The organism is Amycolatopsis sp. NPDC059657 (assembly GCF_042734395.1).
In the GTDB taxonomy this organism is placed as follows: Bacteria; Actinomycetota; Actinomycetes; order Mycobacteriales; family Pseudonocardiaceae; genus Amycolatopsis.
Map to the genome: position 1 here is coordinate 1 of NZ_JBHWEB010000148.1, position 21,386 is coordinate 21,386.

General features: G+C 69.3%; 16 protein-coding genes. 12 read left to right on the top strand and 4 right to left on the bottom strand.

The annotated features are described in order from the left end of the window. Positions 1–151: 151 nt before the first annotated feature. The 3 genes from ACFV15_RS42640 to ACFV15_RS42650 are packed head-to-tail and all read left to right on the top strand — an operon-like array spanning position 152 to position 3,689. Positions 152–1,747: a twin-arginine translocation signal domain-containing protein gene (locus ACFV15_RS42640; RefSeq protein WP_378358471.1), complete on the top strand. Its 1,596-nt coding sequence runs from the start codon at positions 152–154 to the stop codon at positions 1,745–1,747. 16 nt (positions 1,748–1,763) lie between these two features. Further along, positions 1,764–2,825 (top strand): alpha/beta hydrolase, encoded by a 1,062-nt coding sequence (locus ACFV15_RS42645; RefSeq protein ID WP_378358472.1) that lies wholly within the window; start codon positions 1,764–1,766, stop codon positions 2,823–2,825. Positions 2,826–2,879: 54 nt separating this feature from the next. Continuing rightward, the gene (locus ACFV15_RS42650; RefSeq protein ID WP_378358474.1) at positions 2,880–3,689 is read left to right on the top strand and encodes an LLM class flavin-dependent oxidoreductase; all 810 of its coding nucleotides are present in this window, start codon (positions 2,880–2,882) and stop codon (positions 3,687–3,689) included. A gap of 4 nt (positions 3,690–3,693) precedes the next feature. Here ACFV15_RS42650 and ACFV15_RS42655 read toward each other — a convergent pair whose 3' ends face one another. The 3 genes from ACFV15_RS42655 to ACFV15_RS42665 form a co-directional block, all read right to left on the bottom strand. Then, complete coding sequence (locus ACFV15_RS42655) at positions 3,694–4,821, bottom strand: sensor histidine kinase (RefSeq protein ID WP_378358475.1); 1,128 nt, start codon at positions 4,819–4,821, stop codon at positions 3,694–3,696. Then, entirely contained in the window at positions 4,818–5,495 is a 678-nt protein-coding gene (locus ACFV15_RS42660; RefSeq protein ID WP_176968780.1) for a response regulator transcription factor, read from the bottom strand. The genes ACFV15_RS42655 and ACFV15_RS42660 overlap by 4 nt, the downstream gene beginning before the upstream one ends. Positions 5,496–5,750: 255 nt before the next feature. Beyond that, positions 5,751–7,217 carry a PucR family transcriptional regulator gene (locus ACFV15_RS42665; protein WP_378358476.1) on the bottom strand — a complete coding sequence of 489 codons (1,467 nt, stop codon included), beginning with the start codon at positions 7,215–7,217 and terminating at the stop codon, positions 5,751–5,753. A gap of 107 nt (positions 7,218–7,324) precedes the next feature. Here ACFV15_RS42665 and ACFV15_RS42670 point away from each other — a divergent pair, with 107 nt between their 5' ends. The 5 genes from ACFV15_RS42670 to ACFV15_RS42690 all read left to right on the top strand — a co-directional run bounded on the left by ACFV15_RS42670 (position 7,325) and on the right by ACFV15_RS42690 (position 13,381). Next, a complete protein-coding gene (locus ACFV15_RS42670) occupies positions 7,325–8,773 on the top strand; it encodes a sodium:solute symporter (protein WP_378358477.1) in 1,449 nt (482 codons plus the stop codon). A 26-nt stretch (positions 8,774–8,799) separates the two neighbouring features. Continuing rightward, positions 8,800–9,747, top strand: coding sequence for an agmatinase (speB, locus tag ACFV15_RS42675; RefSeq protein ID WP_378358479.1), 948 nt, complete (start codon positions 8,800–8,802; stop codon positions 9,745–9,747). After that, positions 9,748–11,397: a thiamine pyrophosphate-binding protein gene (locus ACFV15_RS42680; RefSeq protein WP_378358481.1), complete on the top strand. Its 1,650-nt coding sequence runs from the start codon at positions 9,748–9,750 to the stop codon at positions 11,395–11,397. It begins immediately after the preceding gene. Beyond that, entirely contained in the window at positions 11,394–12,800 is a 1,407-nt protein-coding gene (locus tag ACFV15_RS42685) for an aminobutyraldehyde dehydrogenase (protein ID WP_378358482.1), read from the top strand. The genes ACFV15_RS42680 and ACFV15_RS42685 overlap by 4 nt, the downstream gene beginning before the upstream one ends. A gap of 128 nt (positions 12,801–12,928) precedes the next feature. Continuing rightward, positions 12,929–13,381: a DUF6294 family protein gene (locus ACFV15_RS42690; RefSeq protein ID WP_378358484.1), complete on the top strand. Its 453-nt coding sequence runs from the start codon at positions 12,929–12,931 to the stop codon at positions 13,379–13,381. Positions 13,382–13,443: 62 nt separating this feature from the next. On the opposite strand, the gene dxs is transcribed toward ACFV15_RS42690, so the two are convergent. Next, positions 13,444–15,363 (bottom strand): 1-deoxy-D-xylulose-5-phosphate synthase, encoded by a 1,920-nt coding sequence (gene dxs, locus ACFV15_RS42695; RefSeq protein WP_378358486.1) that lies wholly within the window; start codon positions 15,361–15,363, stop codon positions 13,444–13,446. Positions 15,364–15,481: 118 nt separating this feature from the next. Between dxs and ACFV15_RS42700 the strand changes: the two genes are divergently transcribed. The 4 genes from ACFV15_RS42700 (at position 15,482) to ACFV15_RS42715 (ending at position 21,356) form a co-directional block, all read left to right on the top strand. Continuing rightward, the gene (locus tag ACFV15_RS42700) at positions 15,482–16,960 is read left to right on the top strand and encodes an aldehyde dehydrogenase family protein (protein ID WP_378358488.1); all 1,479 of its coding nucleotides are present in this window, start codon (positions 15,482–15,484) and stop codon (positions 16,958–16,960) included. A gap of 15 nt (positions 16,961–16,975) precedes the next feature. Continuing rightward, a complete protein-coding gene (locus ACFV15_RS42705) occupies positions 16,976–18,475 on the top strand; it encodes an APC family permease (protein ID WP_378358489.1) in 1,500 nt (499 codons plus the stop codon). Further along, complete coding sequence (locus ACFV15_RS42710) at positions 18,468–20,012, top strand: GMC family oxidoreductase (RefSeq protein ID WP_378358491.1); 1,545 nt, start codon at positions 18,468–18,470, stop codon at positions 20,010–20,012. Before ACFV15_RS42705 ends, ACFV15_RS42710 begins: the two co-directional genes overlap by 8 nt. A gap of 531 nt (positions 20,013–20,543) precedes the next feature. Next, a complete protein-coding gene (locus tag ACFV15_RS42715) occupies positions 20,544–21,356 on the top strand; it encodes an SAM-dependent methyltransferase (protein WP_378358493.1) in 813 nt (270 codons plus the stop codon). The last annotated feature ends 30 nt before the right edge of the window (positions 21,357–21,386 follow it).

The window sequence follows — 21,386 nt, forward strand, 5'->3', positions numbered from 1 at the left end:
CAGGTTCTAACCGCCCGCAACGCTCACGACCCCTGGGTGAGCCTGCTTACAGATAGCCACCAGCGCATAGACGTTCTCCGGCACGACACCGTCCGTTCACTGGCTGCGTTTAGCGTCCAGCCGACTTCATCGGCTCGGCAGCAGGAGTGACATGACCAGCGAGAACGTGGACCGCCGCGGATTCCTGAAGCGGGCGGGACTGCTCGGTGCGGCCGCGGCCGGTGCGCCCATGCTCGGGGCGGGGCCCGCCGGCGCGTCCGGGATCGAGCTGGATCTCGATCTCGGGCTGCTGTTCGGGCGGGAGAGATACCAGTGGCTGGTCGGGGACCACCACATCCACACCCAGTACTCGTACGACGCGATGTACACAGTGGACCGGATCGTCGGCGGCGGGCGGCGGTACGGCGCGGACTGGATGGTCATCACCGACCACGGGCACGCGACCCACGAGAAGTCCTCCGTGGAATCGACGAGCAAGGATGTCCTTGCCGCGCAACGGAAGTACCGCGACACGCTGCTGTGGCAGGGCATGGAGTGGAACGTGCCGGGCGCCGAGCACGCGACGCTGTTCTTCCAGGCGGGCGCGAACCAGGCTGCGAAGCTGCGCGAGTTCGAGCGGAACTTCGACTGGCGGCTGACCGGCACCGAGGCGGGCACCCCGGCGAACGAGGCCAAGGCGCTCGCCGCCATCCGCTGGCTCGCCGAGCAGGAGCGGACCGGGCAGATCCACGCGCCGGTCGTGCTGATCAACCACCCGCTGCGCAACGGCCGCGTCGCGCCGCACGAGCTGCGCGCGCTCCGTGACGCGGCGCCGGGCATCGTCATCGGCATGGAAGGCGCGCCCGGCGCGCAGGCCGACGGTTTCCCGGTGCCGCTCGGCAACGGCCAGGGGCATCGCGGCGGTTACGGCAACTCCCCCGGCGGCAACTCGTGGGCCGGGTTCCCGGCCGAGGCGTACCGCACCTACGGCGGGTTCGACTGGTCGGTCGCGAAGGTCGGCGGGCTGTGGGACTCGATGCTCGCCGAGGGCAAGCCGTGGTGGATCACCAGCAACTCCGACGTGCACTACGGACGCGGCGACACACTCGTCCGGCCGCAGGTGCCGGACGGCTGGTACGACGGCACCGGCAAGTACCCCGACCCGATCGAGACCGGGGTCAAGCAGTTCTTCCCGCCGTACGCGGACTTCTACCCCGCCGAGTTCAGCCGGACCTACGTCGGCGCCACGCGCCGCAGCTACGAGGGCGTGCTCGAAGGCCTGCGCGCCGGCCGCGTCTGGGTCAACCACGGCGGGCTGGTCGACGCGCTCGAGATCGGGGCGCGCGGCGGCTGGGGCGACACGGCGACGCTCGGCGGCAGGCTGCGGGTGCGGCGCGGCGATTCCGTGACCGTGGTCGTCTCGGCGCGGCTGGCGAGCCTGCCCAACGGCGGCGGGTCCATCCCCAAGCTGACCAGGCTCGACCTCATCTCGGGCCCGGTCACCGGCGAATGCGAGCCCGACACCGTGTCCGCGCCGGGTACCCGCGTGGTCGAGTCGTTCGAGCCGCGCTGGGCGCCGGGCAGGCACGTCACCTTCCGCCACACCTTCCGCAACGTGCGTGAGCCGTTCTATGTCCGTGTCCGCGGCACCGACGGTAAGCGGCACGCGGCGGGCGGCATCGAGCCGATCGCGGACGTGGTCGGTGAGGCTAACCCCTACGAAGACATGTGGTGCTACGCCAACCCGATCTTCGTGGACGTGCGCTGAGGGTAAGTTCGGGCGCATGCCGAGACGCCTCTTCCTGCGCGCGATGATGGCCGCGCTGCGGTTCCTGCTGAACCTGCCGGAACCGCTACTGCGCGTGATCGCCGGCCGCCCCATCGACATCGACGGGCAGCGGCTGGCGACCACGGCGCAGGTCATGATCCGCATCTCGAAGCTGGCGCCGTTCGACTACCCGCACACCAACGGCAGCGTCGAACGGGCCCGCGATGAGCTGAACGCGGCAGGCGTGCTGGCCGGTTCGGGCATCCGCGTGCGGGTGCGCACCACCGATTCGTCATGCAAGGGACCCGGCGGGGAGATCCCGTTGCGGCTCTACCAACCGTATGGGCACGCCGAGCCAGGCCCGGCGCTGGTGTTCTTCCACGGCGGCGGCTTCGTGCTGGGCAGCATCGACACGCACGACGGCGCGTGCCGGTATCTGGCGTCCGAAGCGGGTGTCCGTGTCATCTCGGTCGACTACCGGCTCGCGCCCGAGAACCGCTTCCCCGCCGCGGTCGAGGACGCGCTCGCCGCCTTCGAGCACGTGTCCGCGAACTACGCGGACTTCGGCGCGGACCCGAGGCGGATCGCGGTCGGCGGCGACTCGTGCGGCGGCAATCTCGCGGCGGTCGTCGCGCACGCCGGCGCGCGCGGGGACATCCCGTGCCCGGCGTTCAGCCTGCTGCTCAACCCGGCGACGGACGCGTTCGGCACCCACGCGTCGCAGGAGCTGTTCGGGCTCGGTTTCCGGCTCGACACCGAGGAACGCGACTGGTATCGCGACAGCTATCTAGTCGACATAGCGCTTTGCCGCGACCCGCGCGCGTCCGTGCTCTACGACGAGCAACTCGAAGGCCTGCCACCGACATATGTGGCCACTTCCGGCTTCGACCCGCTGCGCGACGAGGGCGAGGCGTACGCGCGCCGCCTTGCCGAAGCCGGTGTCCCGGTCGTTCTCCGGCGGCACGAAGGCCTGCTGCACGGGTTCGCGAGCCGCGCGGGCGTCGACCCCGACGCGCGCGTGGCTTTGCAGCACGCGGCAGGCGTTTTGCGCGCGGGCTTGGCGCTCACCACCCCATGAGCGCCGCGTTTTCGACATACTGGAAGGAGTCGAATTCCTTGGGGTGATGGAAAAATGGCATTCCGGTTCGGAGTCGTCGCGGCCGCGCAGAGCGGCGCTGACCAGTGGCTGGCCACCGCGCGCCGCGCGGAGGAGCTGGGCTACTCGACCTTGCTGACGCCCGACAACCTCCATCTACCGTCCCCCTCTGTGTCACTCGCGATCGCGGCGGGCGCCACGACCAGCCTGCGAGTCGGCACTTTCGTGTACGCGGGGCCTTTGCGCACGCCGCGCGCGACCGCGTGGGAAGCGCACAGTCTTTCGCTGCTCACCGGCGGCCGGTTCGAGCTGGGCATCGGCACCGGGCTGCCGTCGATGCGCGAACAAGCGGAAGAACTCGGGCTGCCGTATGGCAACGCGGCGGAACGCCTGGAGCAGATCGGCACGACGATCGATCACGTCCGGCGGCTCGACGGCGAGGCGCACACGCCGGTGATGATCTCCGCGCGCGGCCCGAAAGCCCGTGCGCTGGCGGCCGCCCGGGCCGATATCGCGATGCTGTCGTTCGACACGCTGCAGACCCGTGCCGAGGCGAAGGCGATCATCGACGACATCAGGACAGCGGCGGGTGAGCGCGAGCTCGAGTACGCGATGAACATCTTCGTGGTCGGCGAGGAGATCCCGCCGTGGATCCAGAGTTTCATCGGCGCCGACATCGAAACGCTGATCAAGCACGACTCGCTGACCATGCTGCGCGGCACCGTCGACGAAATGGCCGCCGAGCTCGAACGGCGGCGTGACGATTTCGGTGTCTCCTATGTGACGGTGAACGGCGCGTTCATGGAGGAGTTCGCCCCGCTGGTCGAGCGCCTCGCTGGCAAGTAGGGCGTCAGCGCAGGGCGGGCAAGCGGACCGTCACCGAGAGCCCGCCGCCGACGACGGGCTCGGCCGTCACCATGCCACCGTGCGCCTGCACGGCGGCGCGGACGATCGACAGGCCGAGCCCGGCGCCGTTGCGCGCGGTCCTCGCGACACCCGCGCGGCGGAACGGCTCGAACAGCTCCTCCACCATCGCGGGATCGATGAGGCCGCCGGAAGAACGCACCTGCAGCACTGACCACTGTGGACTCGGGAGCACGGTGACATCCAGCCAGCCGCCCTCGACGTTGTGCCGCACCGCGTTCTCCAGCAGGTTCCCCGCGACCCGTTCCAGCAGCGCGGGATCGCCGAACACCCCGGCGGACGGCGTGCTGAACTCCGCGCGCAGATGCCGGTGCTCCGCCTCGCGTTCGACCGCGCGCCAAGCACTTCCGGCCACGGCGGCGAGGTCGACCGGTTCGCGGACCACCAGGCCCGCCCCATCGGTGCGGGCGAGCAGCAGCAGCGAGTTGACGAGCTGACCGGCCCGCTCGGTCGCCTCCCTGACCACCCCGCCCATCCGGCGCAGCTCGGCCTCGTCCGCGTCGTCGTCGGCGAGCGTCACGTCGAGCTCGGTGCGGATGACCGCGAGCGGGGTGCGCAGCTCGTGGCTGGCGTTGGCGACGAACCGGCGTTGCGCGTCGAACGCGGACTGCAGCCGGTCGAGCATGTCGTCGAAGGTGTGCGCGAGCTCGGCGAGCTCACCCCGCGACTCGCGCGAGCCGATGCGCTCCCCCATCGACTCCACCTGCAGGCGCCGCGCGGCGCCGGTGATGTCACGCAACGGCCGGAGCACGCGCGAGGTGAACGTCCAGGCGAGTATCCCGGTCGCTGTCACCACGAACACGAACGCGATCGAACCGAAGACGAGCACGTTCGCCCGCGCGTGCCTGCGCAGATGGTCGGCGAGCGCGGCCGCGTCGACGTCGACGCCGTCGACGCGGACCGCGGTGCCCGGCGGCATCTGCGGGACGGCGGCGACGGCGTCGCCGACGAGTTTCCAGGCCAGCCAGAGCAGGCCGAGGCTGGCGACGGCGGCGAGGCCCGTGGCCAGCAGTGTGATGCGGGCTCGCAGGCCCCGCACCGGGATCAGTTTCACCCCGCAGTTGTACCCGTCGCGGGTACCCGGTAGCCGGACCCCACGACGGTTTCGATGATCCCGGGTTCACCGAGCTTCTTGCGCAAGGTCATCACGGTCACGCGCACGGTCGTGGTGAACGGGTCCGCGTTCTCGTCCCAGACCCGTTCGAGCAGCTCCTCGCTGGAGACCACGGACCCGGCCGCGGACAGCAGCACCTCGAGCACGCCGAACTCCTTGCGCGTCAGATCGACCGGTCCGGTACTGCGCCGCACGGTCCGCTTGGCCGGGTCGAGCTCGACATCACCGGCGGTCAGCAGCGGCGGCGCGGCAGGCGTGGCCCGCCGCCCGAGCGCACGCACCCGCGCGACCAGCTCAGGAAAAGCGAACGGCTTGGCCAGGTAGTCGTCGGCGCCGAGCGAAAGCCCCTCGACCCGGTCGGAGACGGACCCGCTCGCGGTCAGCATCAGCACGCGCGTCAGCTCACCCGAGCTCACGATCTCGCGGCACAGCTCATCGCCGGACATGCCGGGCAGGTCCCGGTCCAGCAACACCACGTCGTACCGGGTGATGGTCGCCTTCTCATGCCCGTCGTCGCCGTTGAGCGCGATGTCCACGGCCATGCCCTCGCGCCGCAGACCGCGGGCGATCGCGTCGGCCAAGGGCTCTTCGTCTTCCACTACCAGAATCCGCACGCCACTACGTTGCCATAGTTTCCTGAGAGTGACCTTTAAGGACTTGACACCCGGGTGAGTGTCGGCCATGTCACTGGCCGGGCTTGGGGTTCCCGGCCTTGGTCGGGCGACCTTGTGAAGGCTCCCTTCACCAAGCCTGGCTGCGTGAAGGGAGCCTTCACACAAGCAGGTTGGGTGAAGGCTCCCTTCACAGGCGGCTTGGGTGAGGGGAGCCTTCACAACCTCTGGCCCCGCCGGCAACGGCCGCCCAGCCGGTCATGCCCAGCGAAGCGCGAACCACAGCTCCATCCGTGTCTCCGGGTCGGCCAGGTCGACGCCCAAAGCCCGCTCGATCTGCCCGATCCGGTGCCGCACGCTGTTCCGGTGCACGCCCAGAGCCACGGCCGTGCGATCCCACCCGCCATGGTGGGCGAGCCAGGTCCGCAAGGTCTCCACCAGCTCCCCGTCCCGAGCCTCGTCCAGCGCCCGCAAAGGCGCCAGAACCGAAGCCGCGAACCCGCCGGCGGCGGCAGGCGGGATCAACGACGCCAGCCCCAGCCCGGCGGCATCCGCGACGACAGGGCGTTGCAAAGCCCGTGCCCGGTCCAGCAAAGCCTCCGACTCGGCGAGAGCGTCCGGCAAGCCCGAGGCGGGCACGGCCGTCCCGACCACGGCCAGCCAGCCGTGCGCACGGAGATCGTCCAAATCCGGGGCGGTGGAAGCGATCGCGACGAAGCCGCCGTCCGTCACCTCGACCAACGGCGTGTCGAGACGGGCACGCAGCCAGTCGTAGCGGGACGCGACCTCGTCCGGACCGCGGCGGAAGGCGATCCCGCGCACGATCCGGGATTCGCCGATCCCCGAAGCGCGCCCCAGCAGCAGAGTCGTCGCGACGGCGCCCAGTGCAGCGGCGTCCGAGCCCGCGCGTCCGGCCAAACCAAGCAGTGCCGCGCCCACCGCGAGGATCGCGCGGTCGGTGCGGTCGAAACGCTGCGCACGCCCGGTCACCAGCAGATGCGAGGCCGTCGCCTGCGGGTAGACCGGCTGCGCGACGACGAAGGTCCCGTCCGGAAGCGAGGTCGTCGCGATGCGGATGCCCGAACCGGCACGCAACGTCGCCAGCAGTTCGCCCACTTCACGTGGCAGCGGGCGGGGCGCGCCGCGATCCGCGGCGAACTCACCGGAGGCGTCGACCAGCGCGACCCAGGCGTCCATGCGCGTGGACAGGGTCGTCGCCAATTCGCCCAAGCCGTCGCCCGCCGCGCGGGTGAGGGCTTCGCGGGCGTCGGCCACGCGGCGTTGCTCGCGGTGGGAGGCGTCACTCAGCGCGTCGGCGACCGCGCGGCTGATCGCCAGAAACGGGGTGCGCGGCGGGACGACGAGCAGTGGCAGGCCATGGCGGATACACGAGCGCCGGAGCCGGTCCGGCAGCGCCGGGAACAGCTCCGGGGTCAGGCCGAAGCCGAGCGCGGTGATCCCGCTCGCGCTCAGGCCGCGCACGTAGAGATCGACTTCCTCCGGCGAGGACGACAGGTTCACGCCCGCCGACAGGAGCAGTTCGTCGCCCAGGAGGTACGGCCCCGGCTCGCGCATCTCGCTGACGTGCGCCCAGCGGACCGGCAGGTCGAGCGCACCCGGACGGAGGCTCTCGGTGACGAACCGGAGCCCGAGGTCCAAGTTGCCGGCGACCGTCCGTAACGGGACATTTACGTCAGAAGCGATCGAGTCCAGGTTTGTGGTCATTTCGACTCGAAGATACGCCACACAGGATGAAACGTCCCATGTCGCTCATGGTGACGCCGACCCTACGGTGACCCGAACAAGCAGGACCGAGCAGTGAGGAGAACACCGTGGCCGGTGACTACGCGGTGATCGCGCTCTACGTGGTGGGCATGATCGGGATCGGCTGGTGGGGTCTCAAGCTCGCCAAGACCAAGTCCGACTACCTCGTCGCGGGCCGCAGGCTCGGCTGGTTCATGTACTCCGGCACCATGTCGGCCGTCGTGCTCGGCGGCGCCTCGACCATCGGCGGGATCGGGCTCGGCTACAAGTTCGGCATCTCCGGCGCGTGGCTGGTGCTCTCGATCGGGATCGGCATCATCGTGCTGCACGCGGCGTTCGCGCGGCGGCTGGTGAAGCTGCGCGTGTACACCGTCGGCGAGATGCTCGACCTGCGCTACGGCGGCTCGACCAGCACCATCTCCGGCGTGGTCATGTGGGGCTACACGCTCATGCTGACCGTGACCTCGACGCTCGCCTTCTCGGCCGTGGTGAAGGTGCTGTTCGACGTCGACCCGAAGATCGGCATCCTCATCGGCGGCTCGATCGTGGTGCTCTACTCGGTGCTCGGCGGCATGTGGTCGATCACGCTGACCGACATCGCGCAGTTCGTGATCAAGACGATCGGCATCCTGTTCATCCTCCTGCCGGTCGCGCTCACCAAGGCGGGCGGCTTCGACGGCATGCGCGCCCGGCTCGACGCGAGCTACTTCGAGTTCACCGCCATCGGCGGCGAAACGATCGTCACGCTGCTGCTGGTCTACGGCTTCGGCCTGCTGATCGGCCAGGACATCTGGCAGCGCGTGTTCACCGCGCGCACCCCGGAGATCGCCACCGGCGGCGGCCTGATCTCCGGCGTCTACTGCCTGGTCTACGCCGTCTCGGGTGCGCTGATCGGGACCGCGGCGAAGTCGCTCTACCCGGCGCTCGCCAGCAAGGACGACGCGTTCGCCACCATCGTCGAGGACCTGCTCCCGACCGGGGTGCGCGGTCTCGTGCTGGCCGCCGCGCTGTCCGCGATGATGTCGACCGCGAGCGGCGCGCTGATCGCCTGCTCGACCGTGAGCACCTCCGACCTGATGGCCAAGTTCCGTCGCAAGTCCGCTGCCACCGACGACGACGTCCACAAGAACCGGATGACCACGCTGGTGCTCGGCATCCTCGCGATCGGGATCGCCATGCTGGTGACCAGCGTGGTCAGCGCGCTGACCATCGCGTACGACATCCTCGTCGGCGGGCTGCTGGTGGCCATCATCGGCGCGCTGTTCTGGAAGCGCGGCACCCGCCAGGGCGCGGTGGTCTCGATGATCGTGGGCACCGTGGCGGTGATCGTCTTCATGATCCGAGACGGCGTCGAGGCGAACAGCCCCATCTACTGGGGACTCGGCGCGAGCCTGGTGACTTATGTCTTGGTCAGCCTGCTGACGCCGCGGACGCCGGAGGCCATCCTGAGTGTGTGGACCCGCCGCCTGAACGGCAGTGCGGCCGACGAAGAAGAAGCGGCCAAAGCCGCCGTCTGATCCGACAACCAGAACCAGGAGACACAGTGCCTGACCAGAGCCCGATCGGCCCCGTTGACTCGTCGAAGGTGCCCCGGTTCGCCGGCTTCGCGACGTTCGCCCGCCTGCCCAGGATGGACGAGGTCGAGCGCGCGGACGTGGCCGTGGTCGGGATCCCGTTCGACTCGGGTGTCTCGTACCGGCCCGGCGCGCGGTTCGGCCCCGCCGCGGTGCGTGAGGCGAGCCGCCTGCTCCGGCCGTACCACCCGGGGCTGGACGTCTCGCCGTTCGCCGAGAAGCAGGTGGTGGACGCGGGCGACATCGCGGTCAACCCGTTCAACATCGGCGAGGCGATCGAGACCATCCAGGACACCGCCGAGCGGATGACGGCGGACGGCACGCGGCTGGTCACCATCGGCGGCGACCACACGATCGCGTTGCCGCTGCTCAGGGCCGCGGCGAAGCTGCACGGCCCGGTCGCCATGCTGCACTTCGACGCGCACCTCGACACCTGGGACACCTACTTCGGCGCGCCGTACACGCATGGCACCCCGTTCCGGCGGGCGTCCGAGGAGGGCATCCTCGACACCGAGGCGCTCTCGCACGTCGGCACGCGCGGCCCGCTCTACGGCAAGCGCGACCTCGAAGAGGACCGCCGTCTCGGCTTCGGCATCGTCACCTCGGGTGACGTGCTCAAGCGCGGTATCGACGAGACGGTCGACGCGCTGCGCCAGCGGATCGGCGACCGGCCGCTCTACATCTCGATCGACATCGACGTGCTCGACCCGGCGCACGCGCCGGGCACCGGCACGCCGGAGGCGGGCGGCATGACCAGCCGCGAGCTGCTGGAGATCCTGCGCGGGCTGCGCGACCTGAACCTCATCGGCGGCGACGTCGTCGAGCTCGCGCCCGCTTACGATCATGCGGAGATCACCGCCATCGCGGCTTCACACGTGGCATATGACCTGGTGAGCCTGCTGAGCTTGGGGAAGTGAATGACTGAGGAACGCATCGGCGGCGACGTGGTCGTCGAGACATTGCGCGCGCTCGGTGCCGAGACGGTGTTCGGCCTGCCTGGCCAGCACGCGCTCGGCCTGTTCGAGGCGCTGCGCCGCGCGCCGGATCTGCGGGTGATCAGCTCACGGGTGGAGAACAACCTGGCGTTCGCCGCCGACGGGCACGCCCGCGCGCTGATGGCCGCCAACCCGGGCGGGCCGGCTCCGGTCACGCCGATGATCGTCTCGACCGGGCCGGGCGCGCTGCTGACGCTGGCCTCGCTGCAGGAGTCACACTCGGCGTCGGTGCCGGTGCTCGGGATTTCGAGCCAGGTCCCGGTCGCGGGACTCGGTGGCGGGCGGCATGGCTACCTGCACGAACTGCCGGACCAGGCGGCGAGTTTCCGTGACGTCGTGAAGTCGGTGCACGTGGTCCGCACGGTGAGCCAGATCCCGACCGCGCTGCGCGAGGCGTGGGAGTCGGCGGCGACCGTGCCGTACGGCCCTGCCTGGGTCGAGATCCCGCAGGACGTGCTGCTGCAGGCGACGGCGATGCCGCGGATCACGTCGGTCAGCGTCGCTCCCGCCCCGCTCGCCCCGTTGCCCGAGCTGGTCGAGGAAGCCGCGAAACTCCTTGGCGCGGCGAAGAATCCGGTCATCCTCGCGGGTGGCGGCGCGTCGCGCTCCGGGGCACAGGCCGAGTTGACGGCGCTGGCCGAGGCGCTGCGCGCGCCGGTGTTCTCGACGTTCGGCGGCAAGGGCGTCTTCGGCTGGGATCACCCGCTGTCCGCGCAGTCGTGGATGGAGGACTGGCACAGCACGGAGTTCCTGCAGGACGCGGATGTGGTGCTGGTACTGGGTTCCGGGCTCGGCGAGGTGTCGAGCAACTACCGCGAGTTCACCCCGCGCGGGAAGATGATCCAGGTCGACGCCGATCTGTACAAGCTGGAGTCGAACTACCCGGGGCTGGGCATCCACGCCGACATCAAGCTCACGCTCGAGGCGCTGCTGGAGCAGGTGCCGATGCGCCGGTCGGACGGCCGCGCCGAAGCGGCCGTCGCCGAGGTGCTCGACAAGGTCAAATCCCGGTTGGACGCTCAGCCGCTCGAGGTCGAGCGCAAGCTCATCGCCGACATCCGCGCCGCTATTCCCGAGGGCACGCAAACCTTCTGGGACATGACGATCGCGGCCTACTGGGCCTGGTCGGCCTGGAACTCCGACAACGCGCCGATCCACACCTCGCAGGGTGCGGGCGGGCTCGGCTACGGCCTGCCGGGCGCACTCGGTGGCGCGGTCGCCACCGGCGGCCCGGCTCTGGCGGTGTCCGGCGATGGCGGCGCGATGTACGGCGTCGCGGAGCTCGCGACGGCAGTGCAGCACGAGCTGGACGTGACCTGGCTGATCGTCGACGACGGCGGCTACGGCATCCTCCGCGAGTACCTGACCGGCGCGTTCGGCCAGTCGACCGCGACCGAGCTGTCACGGCCCGATTTCGTCGCGCTGGCGAAGTCGTTCGGCGTCGACGCGCAGCTGTCCACTTTGGACGATATCGGCACTGATCTCGGCAAGGCGCTGCGCACGCCCGGCCCGAGCGTCGTCGTGCTCCCCGCGCTGCTGAAGATGTTCGCCGCGACCCATCTGGAGAAGTGATGACTGTTCTGAACTTCGTGGACGGCAAGGAAGTCCCCGCCGCAGGTGCTCGTGAACTGGCCTTGACGGACCCGGCGACCGGCAAGGTGTTCGGCGCCAGCGTCCTCTCCGAACAGTCCGATGTGGACGCCGCGCTCGCCGCGGCCGGCCGGGCGTTCAAGGTGTGGCGCAAGAGCACCCCGGCGCAGCGGCAGCTGGCGCTGCTCAAGATCGCCGACGCGCTCGAGGCCCGCGCCGAGGAGTTCGCGGACGCCGAGGTGCGCGAGACCGGCAAGATCCGCCAGGTCGTGCTCGACGAGGAGATCCCGGAGTGCGTGAGCGCGCTGCGGTTCTTCGCGGGCGCGGCCCGTCACCTCGAAGGCACGGCCGCCGGTGAGTACTCGCCGGGGCTGTCCTCGGTCATCCGGCGCGAGCCGATCGGCGTCTGCGCGCAGATCGCGCCGTGGAACTACCCGCTGATGATGGGCGTCTGGAAGATCGCGCCCGCGCTGGCGGCCGGCAACACCGTCGTGCTCAAGCCCGCCGAGACCACGCCGAGCACCGCGGTGCTGCTGGCCAAGGTGGCGTCGGAATTCCTGCCGTCCGGCGCGTTCAACGTGCTCTGCGGCGACCGCGACACCGGCCGCGCGCTCGTCAAGCACCCGATCACCGAACTCGTGTCGATCACCGGCTCGACGAGGGCGGGCATCGACGTCGCGACGGTGGCCGCCGCCGACCTCAAGCGCACGCACCTCGAACTCGGCGGCAACGCGCCGCTGCTGGTCTTCGACGACGTCGACGTGGCTTCGGCGGCCGAGGGCATCGTCGGCGCGGCGTTCTACAACGCGGGCCAGGACTGCACGGCGGGCAGCCGGGTACTGGTCCACGAGTCGATCCACGACGAGTTCGTCGCCGAGCTGGCCAAGACCGCCGCCGCGCAGACCCCCGGCGAGGACTACGGCCCGCTCAACAGCGCCCCGCAGTTCGAGCGCGTGCGCGGGCTCGTCTCACGCGTGCCGGGTCACGCGCAGGTCCACACCGGCGGCGCACAGCACGGGACGGACGGGTTCTATTACTCCCCCACGGTGATCTCGGGACTGGCGCAGGACGACGAGATCGTCCAGGAGGAGATCTTCGGCCCGGTCATCACCGTGCAGAAGTTCGCCACCGAGGACGAGGCCGTCGCGCTGGCGAACGGTGTCCCCTATGGACTCGCGTCGTCGATCTGGACGAACGACCACTCGCGCGCGGTCCGGGTTTCCGGTGAGCTGGACTTCGGCTGCGTGTGGATCAACACGCACGGCCCGCTGGTCTCGGAAATGCCGCACGGCGGTTTCGGTCATTCGGGGCACGGCAAGGACTTGTCGGGCTACGCGTTCAACGAATACACCCGCGTCAAGCACGTGATGACCAGTTTCGGATAAGGGAGTCGTGAGTGTTCCCAACGGTTCTAACCGTCGGGAACACTCACGACCCATAAGCCCGCCCGATCGTCCGTTGTGGGCGCTGGCGGCGTTCTGGTCGGGTGGAGCACATGATGATGAGAAACCGTGTGCGGACTGTCTTCGTCGCCGTGCTCGCCGCGGCGGGCACCCTCTTGAGCACCGCCGCCGAGGCGTCCCCCCAGCCGACCATCACCTCGGGCGTGGTCGCCGAGGGCCTCGCCTATCAGCGGTTCACCTGGGGTGAGCTCCGGGTCGGCGACTGCCACCAGATCAACGGCACGCTCACCTTCTACTCCGACGGCACCGGGTACTGGAGCGCCAGGACCTGGACCGACAGCACGCACAGCGGCGACATCTGGCACACCCGGTTCCAGATCGTGGCGGGCGCGGGCGCCGGTGAGTTCTTCGTGCCGACGCCGCCGAAACCGCACGACTTCCCCACGTTCGACAGCCCGCGCATGGACGACGACGGCCAGCGCTACGACTGGGGCCAGCCCTTCACCTACGACAAGCTCTACTTCAACTCGGCGCGCGAGGTCTACCAGCGCTACAGCTGCTAACCCGCTGCTTGGGGTCGTGAGTGGTATGGCCGGTTCTAACCGGCCATACCACTCACGAGTCCTTACTCCTGGGAAGCCACGGGCTCCTCGGCCTCGGCTTCGGTCTTGGCGGGCTCGAGGTTGGCCGTCCACTCCGTCACGCGGCGCGCGACGTCCTGCGCCGTGAGGCCCAGGCGGGTGAGGACCTCGTCGCGCGAGCCGTGCTCGTGGAACTCCTGCGGCACCGCGAGGTCACGCAACGGCACGTCGCACTCGGCGTCGCGGAAGACCGCCGAAAGTGCCGAGCCGAAGCCGCCGTGGCGTCCGCTGTCCTCGACGGTCACCACGAGCTTGTGCTGCGACGCCAGCGCGACCAGCTCGCCGGGCACCGGGAGCACCCAGCGCGGGTCGACGACCGTCACGCCGATGCCCTGGTCAGCCAGGCGGTCCGCCGCGGCGAGACCGAGCTTCGCGAACGCGCCGACCGCGACCAGGAGCACGTCGGCCTCGGCCGACGCCGCCGGGCGGCGCAGAACGTCGACGACGCCGACGCGCTCGACGGCCGGAACCGAGTCGACCACGCCGCCGCGCGAGAAGCGCAGTGCGCTCGGGCCGTCCGAAATGGACACTGCCTCGCGCAGTTCTTCGCGCAGGGTAAGGGCGTCGCGGGGCGCGGCGACGTGCATGCCGGGGACCATGCCGAGCAGGGACAGGTCCCACATGCCGTGGTGGCTCTTGCCGTCGGGGCCGGTGATGCCCGCGCGGTCGAGGATCAGCGTCACCGGCTGCTTGTGCAGCGCGACGTCCATCAGCAGCTGGTCGAACGCGCGGTTCAGGAACGTCGAGTAGATCGCGACGACCGGGTGCTTGCCGCCCATCGCGAGCCCGGCGGCGGAGGTGACCGCGTGCTGCTCGGCGATGCCGACGTCGTACCAGCGGTCGGGGAACGCCTCGGCGAACTTGTGCAGCCCGGTCGAGCGCAGCATGGCCGCGGTGATGGCGACCACGTCGTCGCGGTCGTGGCCGATCTTGACCATCTCGTCGGCGAACACGCCGGTCCAGCTCGGACCCTTGACCGGGGGCAGCCCGGTCTCGGGGTCGATCGCGTCGGTCTGGTGCATCTGGTCGTGCTCGTCGGAGACGGCGGGCTCGTAGCCGTGCCCCTTCTCCGTCGCGACGTGCACGATGACCGTGCCGCCGAAGCTCTTGGCGTGCTGGAAGGCCTTCTCCAGCGCGACGAGGTCGTGCCCGTCGACCGGGCCGACGTACTTGATGCCGAGATCGGAGAACATCGGCTGGTGCAGCACGGCGTCCTTGAGACCGGCCTTGGCGGCGTGCAGCGCCGCGTAGATCGGCTTCCCGACGACCGGGACGCGCTGCAGCATCGCGCGGCCCATGTCGAGGAAACGCTCGTAGCCGGGCTTCAGCCGCAGCGAAGCCAGATTCTCGGCGAAGCCGCCGATGGTCGGCGAGTACGAGCGGCCGTTGTCGTTGACGACGATGATGACCGGGCGCGAGCGGTCGGCGGCGATGTTGTTCAGCGCCTCCCAGCACATACCGCCGGTGAGCGCGCCGTCACCGACGACGGCGATCGCGTGGCGTCGCTCACCCGAAAGCTTGAAAGCCTTCGCGAGACCGTCGACATACGACAACGCGGTCGAGGCGTGGCTGTTCTCGACGAAGTCGTGCTCGCTCTCGTCGCGCGCCGGATACCCGGTGACCCCGCCGACCTGCCGCAGCTTGTCGAAGCCTGCCTGCCGCCCGGTGACGATCTTGTGCACGTACGCCTGGTGGCCGACGTCCCACACGATCGCGTCACGCGGCGAGTCGAAAACCCGGTGCAGCGCCAATGTCAGCTCGACGACACCGAGGTTCGGGCCGAGGTGCCCGCCCGCGAGGCGGACCTTCTCGACGAGGAAGTCACGGATCTCCGCGGCCAGCCCGCCGAGCTGCTCGTGATCCATCCGCTTCAAGTCAGCCGGTCCGTTGACGGACTCCAGCATCGGCACACCTCACCTCTCGCCTGTTAGTCCGCACAGTCTATCGACGAGTGGCGGTGTGCGACGGTGACCGCGATAATCACACCTTCGGCGTAGACGGATGAGCCCTTGGAGTGGCTTGATGGCGGATTTCTTCATTGGCGGCCGCTGGGTCGACTCAGTGGCGGGCGACACGAGGGAGATTCGCTGTCCAGCGGACAATTCCCTGGTCGCGACGGTCGCGGAGGCGGTACCCGAGGACACGGTGGCGGCCATCACGGCAGCCAGAGTGGCCTACGACACCGGCCCATGGCCGTCGACCTCCTCCGCCGAACGGGGGAACCTCCTGCTGAGAGTCGCCGACCTGCTCGACCGCGACTCTGTCAGCTTCGCCCGCGCCGAGTCACTCGATACGGGGAAGCGGCTCGTCGAGAGCGAGTACGACATGGCCGATATCGCGGCCTGTCTCCGCTACTTCGGCAAGCTCGCAGGCCAGGACGCCGGGCGGATCGTGGACACGGGCAGCGCGGACTCGTTCAGCCGGATCGTGCGCGAGCCGATCGGGGTCTGCGGCCTCATCACCCCATGGAATTACCCGCTGCTGCAGACAGTGTGGAAGATCGCACCGGCGCTGGCGGCCGGGAACACCTTCGTGCTCAAGCCCAGTGAGCTGACCCCGCACACCGCCATCATGTTCATGAAGCTCCTGCAGGAGGCCGGGCTGCCCGACGGCGTCGCCAACCTCGTGCTCGGCGCCGGGCCGCGGGCGGGCGCGCCACTGTCCGAGCATCCGGACGTCGACCTGGTCTCGTTCACCGGCGGGCTGGCGACCGGCAAGATCATCGCCGCGGCGGCGGCCGCGACCGTCAAGAAGGTCGCGCTGGAACTCGGCGGCAAGAACCCCAACGTGGTGTTCGCCGACGCCGATTTCGACACCGCCGTCGACTACGCGCTCACCGCGGTGTTCCTCCACTCCGGCCAGGTCTGCTCGGCGGGCGCGCGGCTGATCGTCGCCGAAGAGTGGCACGACGAGTTCGTGGCCGAAGTCGTCCGCCGCGCCGAACTCATCCGCCTCGGCGGACCGTTCGACGAGCGCGCGGAGACCGGCCCGCTCATCTCGGCCGCGCACCGCGACAAGGTCGAAACCTATGTGGCCAAAGCGATCGAGGAGGGCGCGAAGCTCCTCACCGGCGGCAAGCGGCCGGACGATCCGGCACTTCAGGACGGCTACTACTACCTGCCGACCGTGCTGGACAACGTCAAACCGGGCGGCTTCGCGGTCACCGAGGAATCGTTCGGCCCGGTGCTGACCATCGAGACCTTCGCCGACGAGGACGAGGCGGTCCGCCTCGCCAACGACACCCACTACGGGCTCGCGGGCGGCATCTTCACCAACGACGCCTCGCGCGCGCAACGCGTCGCGGGCAGGCTCCGGCACGGCACCGTGTGGATCAACGACTACCACCCGTATCTGCCGCAGGCGGAATGGGGCGGCTACAAGCAGTCCGGTGTCGGGCGCGAGCTCGGGCCGACCGGGCTGGGCGAATACCAGGAGATCAAGCACATCTACCAGAACCTCAAGCCCGCTCCGCAGCGGTGGTTTTCCGGGGAGTCTGCTTAGCCGAAGGGACGCCAGATGAGTACTGACGACGGACTCGCGGGATTCGGGTACAAGCAGGAACTCGAAAGATCACTCGGCAATTTCCACACCTTCGCAGCCGGCATCAGCTACATCTCGATCCTGACCGGCACGTTCCAGCTGTTCTACTTCGGCTTTTCCTTCGGTGGCCCGGCTTATTGGTGGTCATGGCCGATGGTCTTCGCCGGCCAGCTGATGGTCGCGCTGTCGTTCGCCGAACTCGCCGCGCACTATCCGGTCGCGGGCTCGATCTACAACTGGTCGAAGAAACTCGGCAGCCCGCACGTGGCGTGGCTGGCGGGCTGGATGATGCTCACCGCGTCGATCGTGACCATCGCCGCGGTGGCGCTGGCGTATCAGATCACGCTGCCGCAGATCTGGTCGTTCTTCCAGTTCGTGGCGGATCCCGCGGTCAACGCGGTGATCCTCGGCGGCGTGCTGATCCTGTTCACCACGCTGGTGAACGCCTGGGGCGTCAAGCTGATGGCGACGTTGAACAGCGTGGGCGTGTTCATCGAGCTGATCGCCGCGGTGCTGCTGATCATCGCGCTGGCGGTGAACGTCACGCGCGAGCCGTCCGTGGTGCTGGAGACGCACGACAAGGGCGCGGGCCAGCCGTGGGGCTACTTCGGCGCGTTCCTGGTGGCGTCACTGGCTTCCACGTACGTCATGTACGGCTTCGACACGGCGAGCTCGCTCGGCGAGGAGTCGCACGACCCGCGCAAGAACGCGCCCAAGGCGATCATGCGGGCGCTGATCGCGTCCTTCGTGATCGGCGGGCTCATCCTGCTGCTCGCGCTGATGGCCGTCGGCGACATCAACAACCCCGCGATCGACACGGGCGGGCTGCAGTTCATCGTGCTCGACGTGCTGGGCAGCACGGTCGGCAAGATCTTCCTGGTGGCGGTGGCCATCGCCATCACCGTGTGCAACCTGGCGGTGCAGTCGGCGGCGATCCGGATGATGTTCGCGATGGCCCGCGACAACAACCTGCCGGCCGGGTCGAAGCTCGCGCGCGTGTCGCCGAAGACCAAGACACCGGTGGTGCCCGCGGTGATCACCGGCGTGCTCGCGCTGCTGATACTGGTGGTCAACATCAACCAGCCGCAGATCTTCACGGTGATCACCAGTATCGGCATCATCATGATCTACCTGGCGTACCTGCTGGTGACGGTGCCGATGCTGCTCAAGCGGCTGCGCGGCGAATGGCCGCCGCCCAGGCAGGAGGGCCAGAAGTACTTCTCTCTCGGCAAATTCGGCCTGCCGGTCAACATCCTCGGCGTCCTGTGGGGCGGCGCGGTCGTGGTGAACCTGGCTTGGCCTCGGCGCGACGTCTACAACGCGACGCCGCCGTATCACTGGTATCTGGAATGGGGCGCGGTGCTGTTCGTCGGCATCGTGGCACTGGTCGGGTTCGCGTACTACTGGTTCGTGCTGCGGCACAAGACCGGGGTGCTGGCCGACCACGCGGCGATCGAGGAGGTTCTGGGTGACTGACGAGTACGACTACATCGTGGTCGGCGGCGGCACGGCGGGCTCGGTGGTCGCGGCCAGACTGACCGAGGACCCGTCGGTCACCGTCTGCCTGCTGGAGGCCGGACCGTCCGATGTGGACGATGACGCGGTGCTCTCGCTGACCAAGTGGATGGCACTGCTGGAGTCGGGCTACGACTGGGATTACCTTGTCGAGCCTCAGGAATCCGGCAACTCGTTCCTGCGGCACGCCCGGGCGCGGGTGCTCGGCGGCTGCTCTTCGCACAACTCGTGCATCGCGTTCTGGGCACCGGCCGAGGACTTGGACGAATGGGCGTCGCTCGGCCTGCCCGGCTGGACCGCCGCCGACATTTTCCCGCTGTACCAGCGTCTCGAGACCAACGACGGACCCGGCGACCATCACGGCCGCTCCGGCCCGGTGACCATCCGCTCGGTCAAGCCGCACGACCCGACCGGCGTCGCGCTGCTCGAAGCCTGCACGCAGGCGGGCATCCCCACGACCGAGTTCAACTCGGGCAAGACGGTCACCCACGGCGCGAACTGGTTCCAGATCAACGCCCGCGAGGACGGCACGCGCTCGTCGGCCTCGGTCTCGTACCTGCACCCGGTGCTGGACCGGCCCAACCTCGACGTCCGCACCGGCGCCCGCGTCCGGCGGCTGATCTTCGACGGCAAACGCTGCACCGGCGCCGAATACCTGGCCGACGACCTGATCCACGGCGTCCCGCTGCGCGCACGGCGCGAGGTCATCCTGAGCTCGGGCGCGATCGACACGCCCAAGCTGCTGATGCTGTCCGGCATCGGCCCGGCCGAGCATCTGCGGGACGTCGGCGTCGACGTGCTCGTCGACGCCCCCGGTGTCGGCTCGAACCTCCAGGACCACCCCGAGGGCGTGATCCAGTGGGACGCCAAGCAGCCCATGGTCACCGAATCGACGCAGTGGTGGGAAATCGGGATCTTCACGACGACCGAGGACGGCCTCGACCGCCCGGACCTGATGTTCCACTACGGGTCCGTGCCGTTCGACATGAACACGCTGCGCCACGGTTATCCCACCACGGAGAACGGCTTCTGCCTGACCCCGAACGTCACGCGCAGCCGGTCGACGGGCACGGTTCGCTTGCGCAGCAGGGATTACCGTGACAAGCCACGGGTGGACCCGCGGTACTTCAGCGACCCGCACGACATGCGCGTGATGACGTACGGCATCCGGCTCGCCCGCAAGATCGCCGGCCAGCCCGCGCTGGCTGACTGGGCGGGCGCCGAGCTCGCGCCGGGCCCGGACGCCCAGTCCGACGACGAGATCGCCGACTACCTGCGCAAGACGCACAACACGGTGTACCACCCGTCGTGCACCGCGAAAATGGGCGGCGACGACGACCCGATGGCCGTGCTGGACGCCCGCCTGCGCGTGCGCGGCGTCGACGGCCTGCGCGTCGCGGACGGCTCAGCGATGCCGTTCCTGGTCGCGGTCAACCCGTGCATCACGACCATGGCGATCGGCGAGAAATGCGCCGACCTGCTGAAAGAGGACGCCTAGCGGGTCGTGAGTGTTTACGCCGGTTAGAACCCAATGCTGGGTAGTTGAGGCTTGGCCTGCGTCGTCCATCGACACGTGAGCACATGAAACCCGAGTCGGCCGGGCCGTCATCGGTGGCCCGACCGCAAGCATCTAACGTCCACAAAGGACTCAATCGGCGGAATTTTGCCCCGCAATGTCGTATTTGCCCGATTTATGGGGCGGGGCGGACGGAACGAACGGGGCGTATGCGTCGCTCAGCGTTGCGAACGCCCCGTTCACAACGTTCAACCACCCCTGCGGCACCCGCCGAGCAGCGGGCCGACCTCAGCGGCTTACCGCCACTGCTCGTCCACGCGGCGTCCGGCGACGCCGTGCTCCAGGAAGCCCAGTTGCTCGCCAGGAACGCGAAGCGTGCGGGGTGCAGGTCACGATGACGATCTATCCGGTCCCGACACACGACTTCCATCTCTTCTAGAGGTTCCTGCACGAAGCGGCGGCCGAAGTCTCGTAAGTCTGTATCATCCCCGGAACCGACTTCCGAGGAGACGGATGAATCGCGAGAACCCGCCGGCGGGCATCGATCTGGATCGGCCGAACGCGGCGCGCGCCTACGACTGGGCGATCGGCGGCACCGCGAACTGGGCGATCGACCGGCAGTACGGCGAGAAGGCGCTCGCGGCGTACCCGCAGCTGCGCCAGGCGGCGCGGGCGAACCGCGCGTTCCTCGGCCGCGCCGTGCGCTACTGCGTGGAAAACGGGGTCACGCAGTTCCTCGACCTCGGCTCCGGCATCCCGACCATGGGCAACGTGCACGAGATCGCCGACGAGCTCGACCCGGAAAGCCGGTGCGTCTATGTCGACATCGAGCCGGTGGCGGTCGCGCACGCGCGGATCCTGCTCGAAGAGGAGGGCGACCCGGACCGCCACGCCGTGGTGCACGCCGACCTCTGCAACACCCGCGAGGTGTGGAAGGCGGCGCTCGAGACGGGCGTACTCGACCCGGACAAGCCGATCGGCCTGCTCACGGTGGCCGTGCTGCACTTCGTGCCGGACGAGACCGGCGTGGCGGGTTCCATCCGCGCCTACCGCGACCTGCTGCCTGTCGGGTCGTTGTACGTGATCTCGCATCTGACCGACTCCGAGGCCGAGACCGACACGAAGAGCCAGCTGCAGCAGCTGAAGGAAGTCAGCAAGCGCTCCAGTACCCCGGGCGTCCTGCGCTCCACCGAAGAGGTGCGGGCGTTCTTCGGCGACTTCGAGCTGGTGGAGCCCGGCTTGGTGCCGGTCGGCGACTGGCACCCCGACGACCTGGGCTCGACGCCCAGGACGGCCATCGGCGGGGTCGCCCGCAAGGTTCGCTAAGGGGCTCGTGAGCGTTGCGGCGGTTAGAAC

Coding starts and splice junctions, on each gene's coding strand:
- ACFV15_RS42640 (WP_378358471.1), top strand. CDS start 152: ATGACCAGCGAGAACGTGGACCGCCGCGGATTCCTGAAGCGGGCGGGA.
- ACFV15_RS42645 (WP_378358472.1), top strand. CDS start 1,764: ATGCCGAGACGCCTCTTCCTGCGCGCGATGATGGCCGCGCTGCGGTTC.
- ACFV15_RS42650 (WP_378358474.1), top strand. CDS start 2,880: ATGGCATTCCGGTTCGGAGTCGTCGCGGCCGCGCAGAGCGGCGCTGAC.
- ACFV15_RS42665 (WP_378358476.1), bottom strand. CDS start 7,217: ATGACCACAAACCTGGACTCGATCGCTTCTGACGTAAATGTCCCGTTA.
- ACFV15_RS42680 (WP_378358481.1), top strand. CDS start 9,748: ATGACTGAGGAACGCATCGGCGGCGACGTGGTCGTCGAGACATTGCGC.
- dxs (WP_378358486.1), bottom strand. CDS start 15,363: ATGCTGGAGTCCGTCAACGGACCGGCTGACTTGAAGCGGATGGATCAC.
- ACFV15_RS42700 (WP_378358488.1), top strand. CDS start 15,482: ATGGCGGATTTCTTCATTGGCGGCCGCTGGGTCGACTCAGTGGCGGGC.
- ACFV15_RS42705 (WP_378358489.1), top strand. CDS start 16,976: ATGAGTACTGACGACGGACTCGCGGGATTCGGGTACAAGCAGGAACTC.
- ACFV15_RS42715 (WP_378358493.1), top strand. CDS start 20,544: ATGAATCGCGAGAACCCGCCGGCGGGCATCGATCTGGATCGGCCGAAC.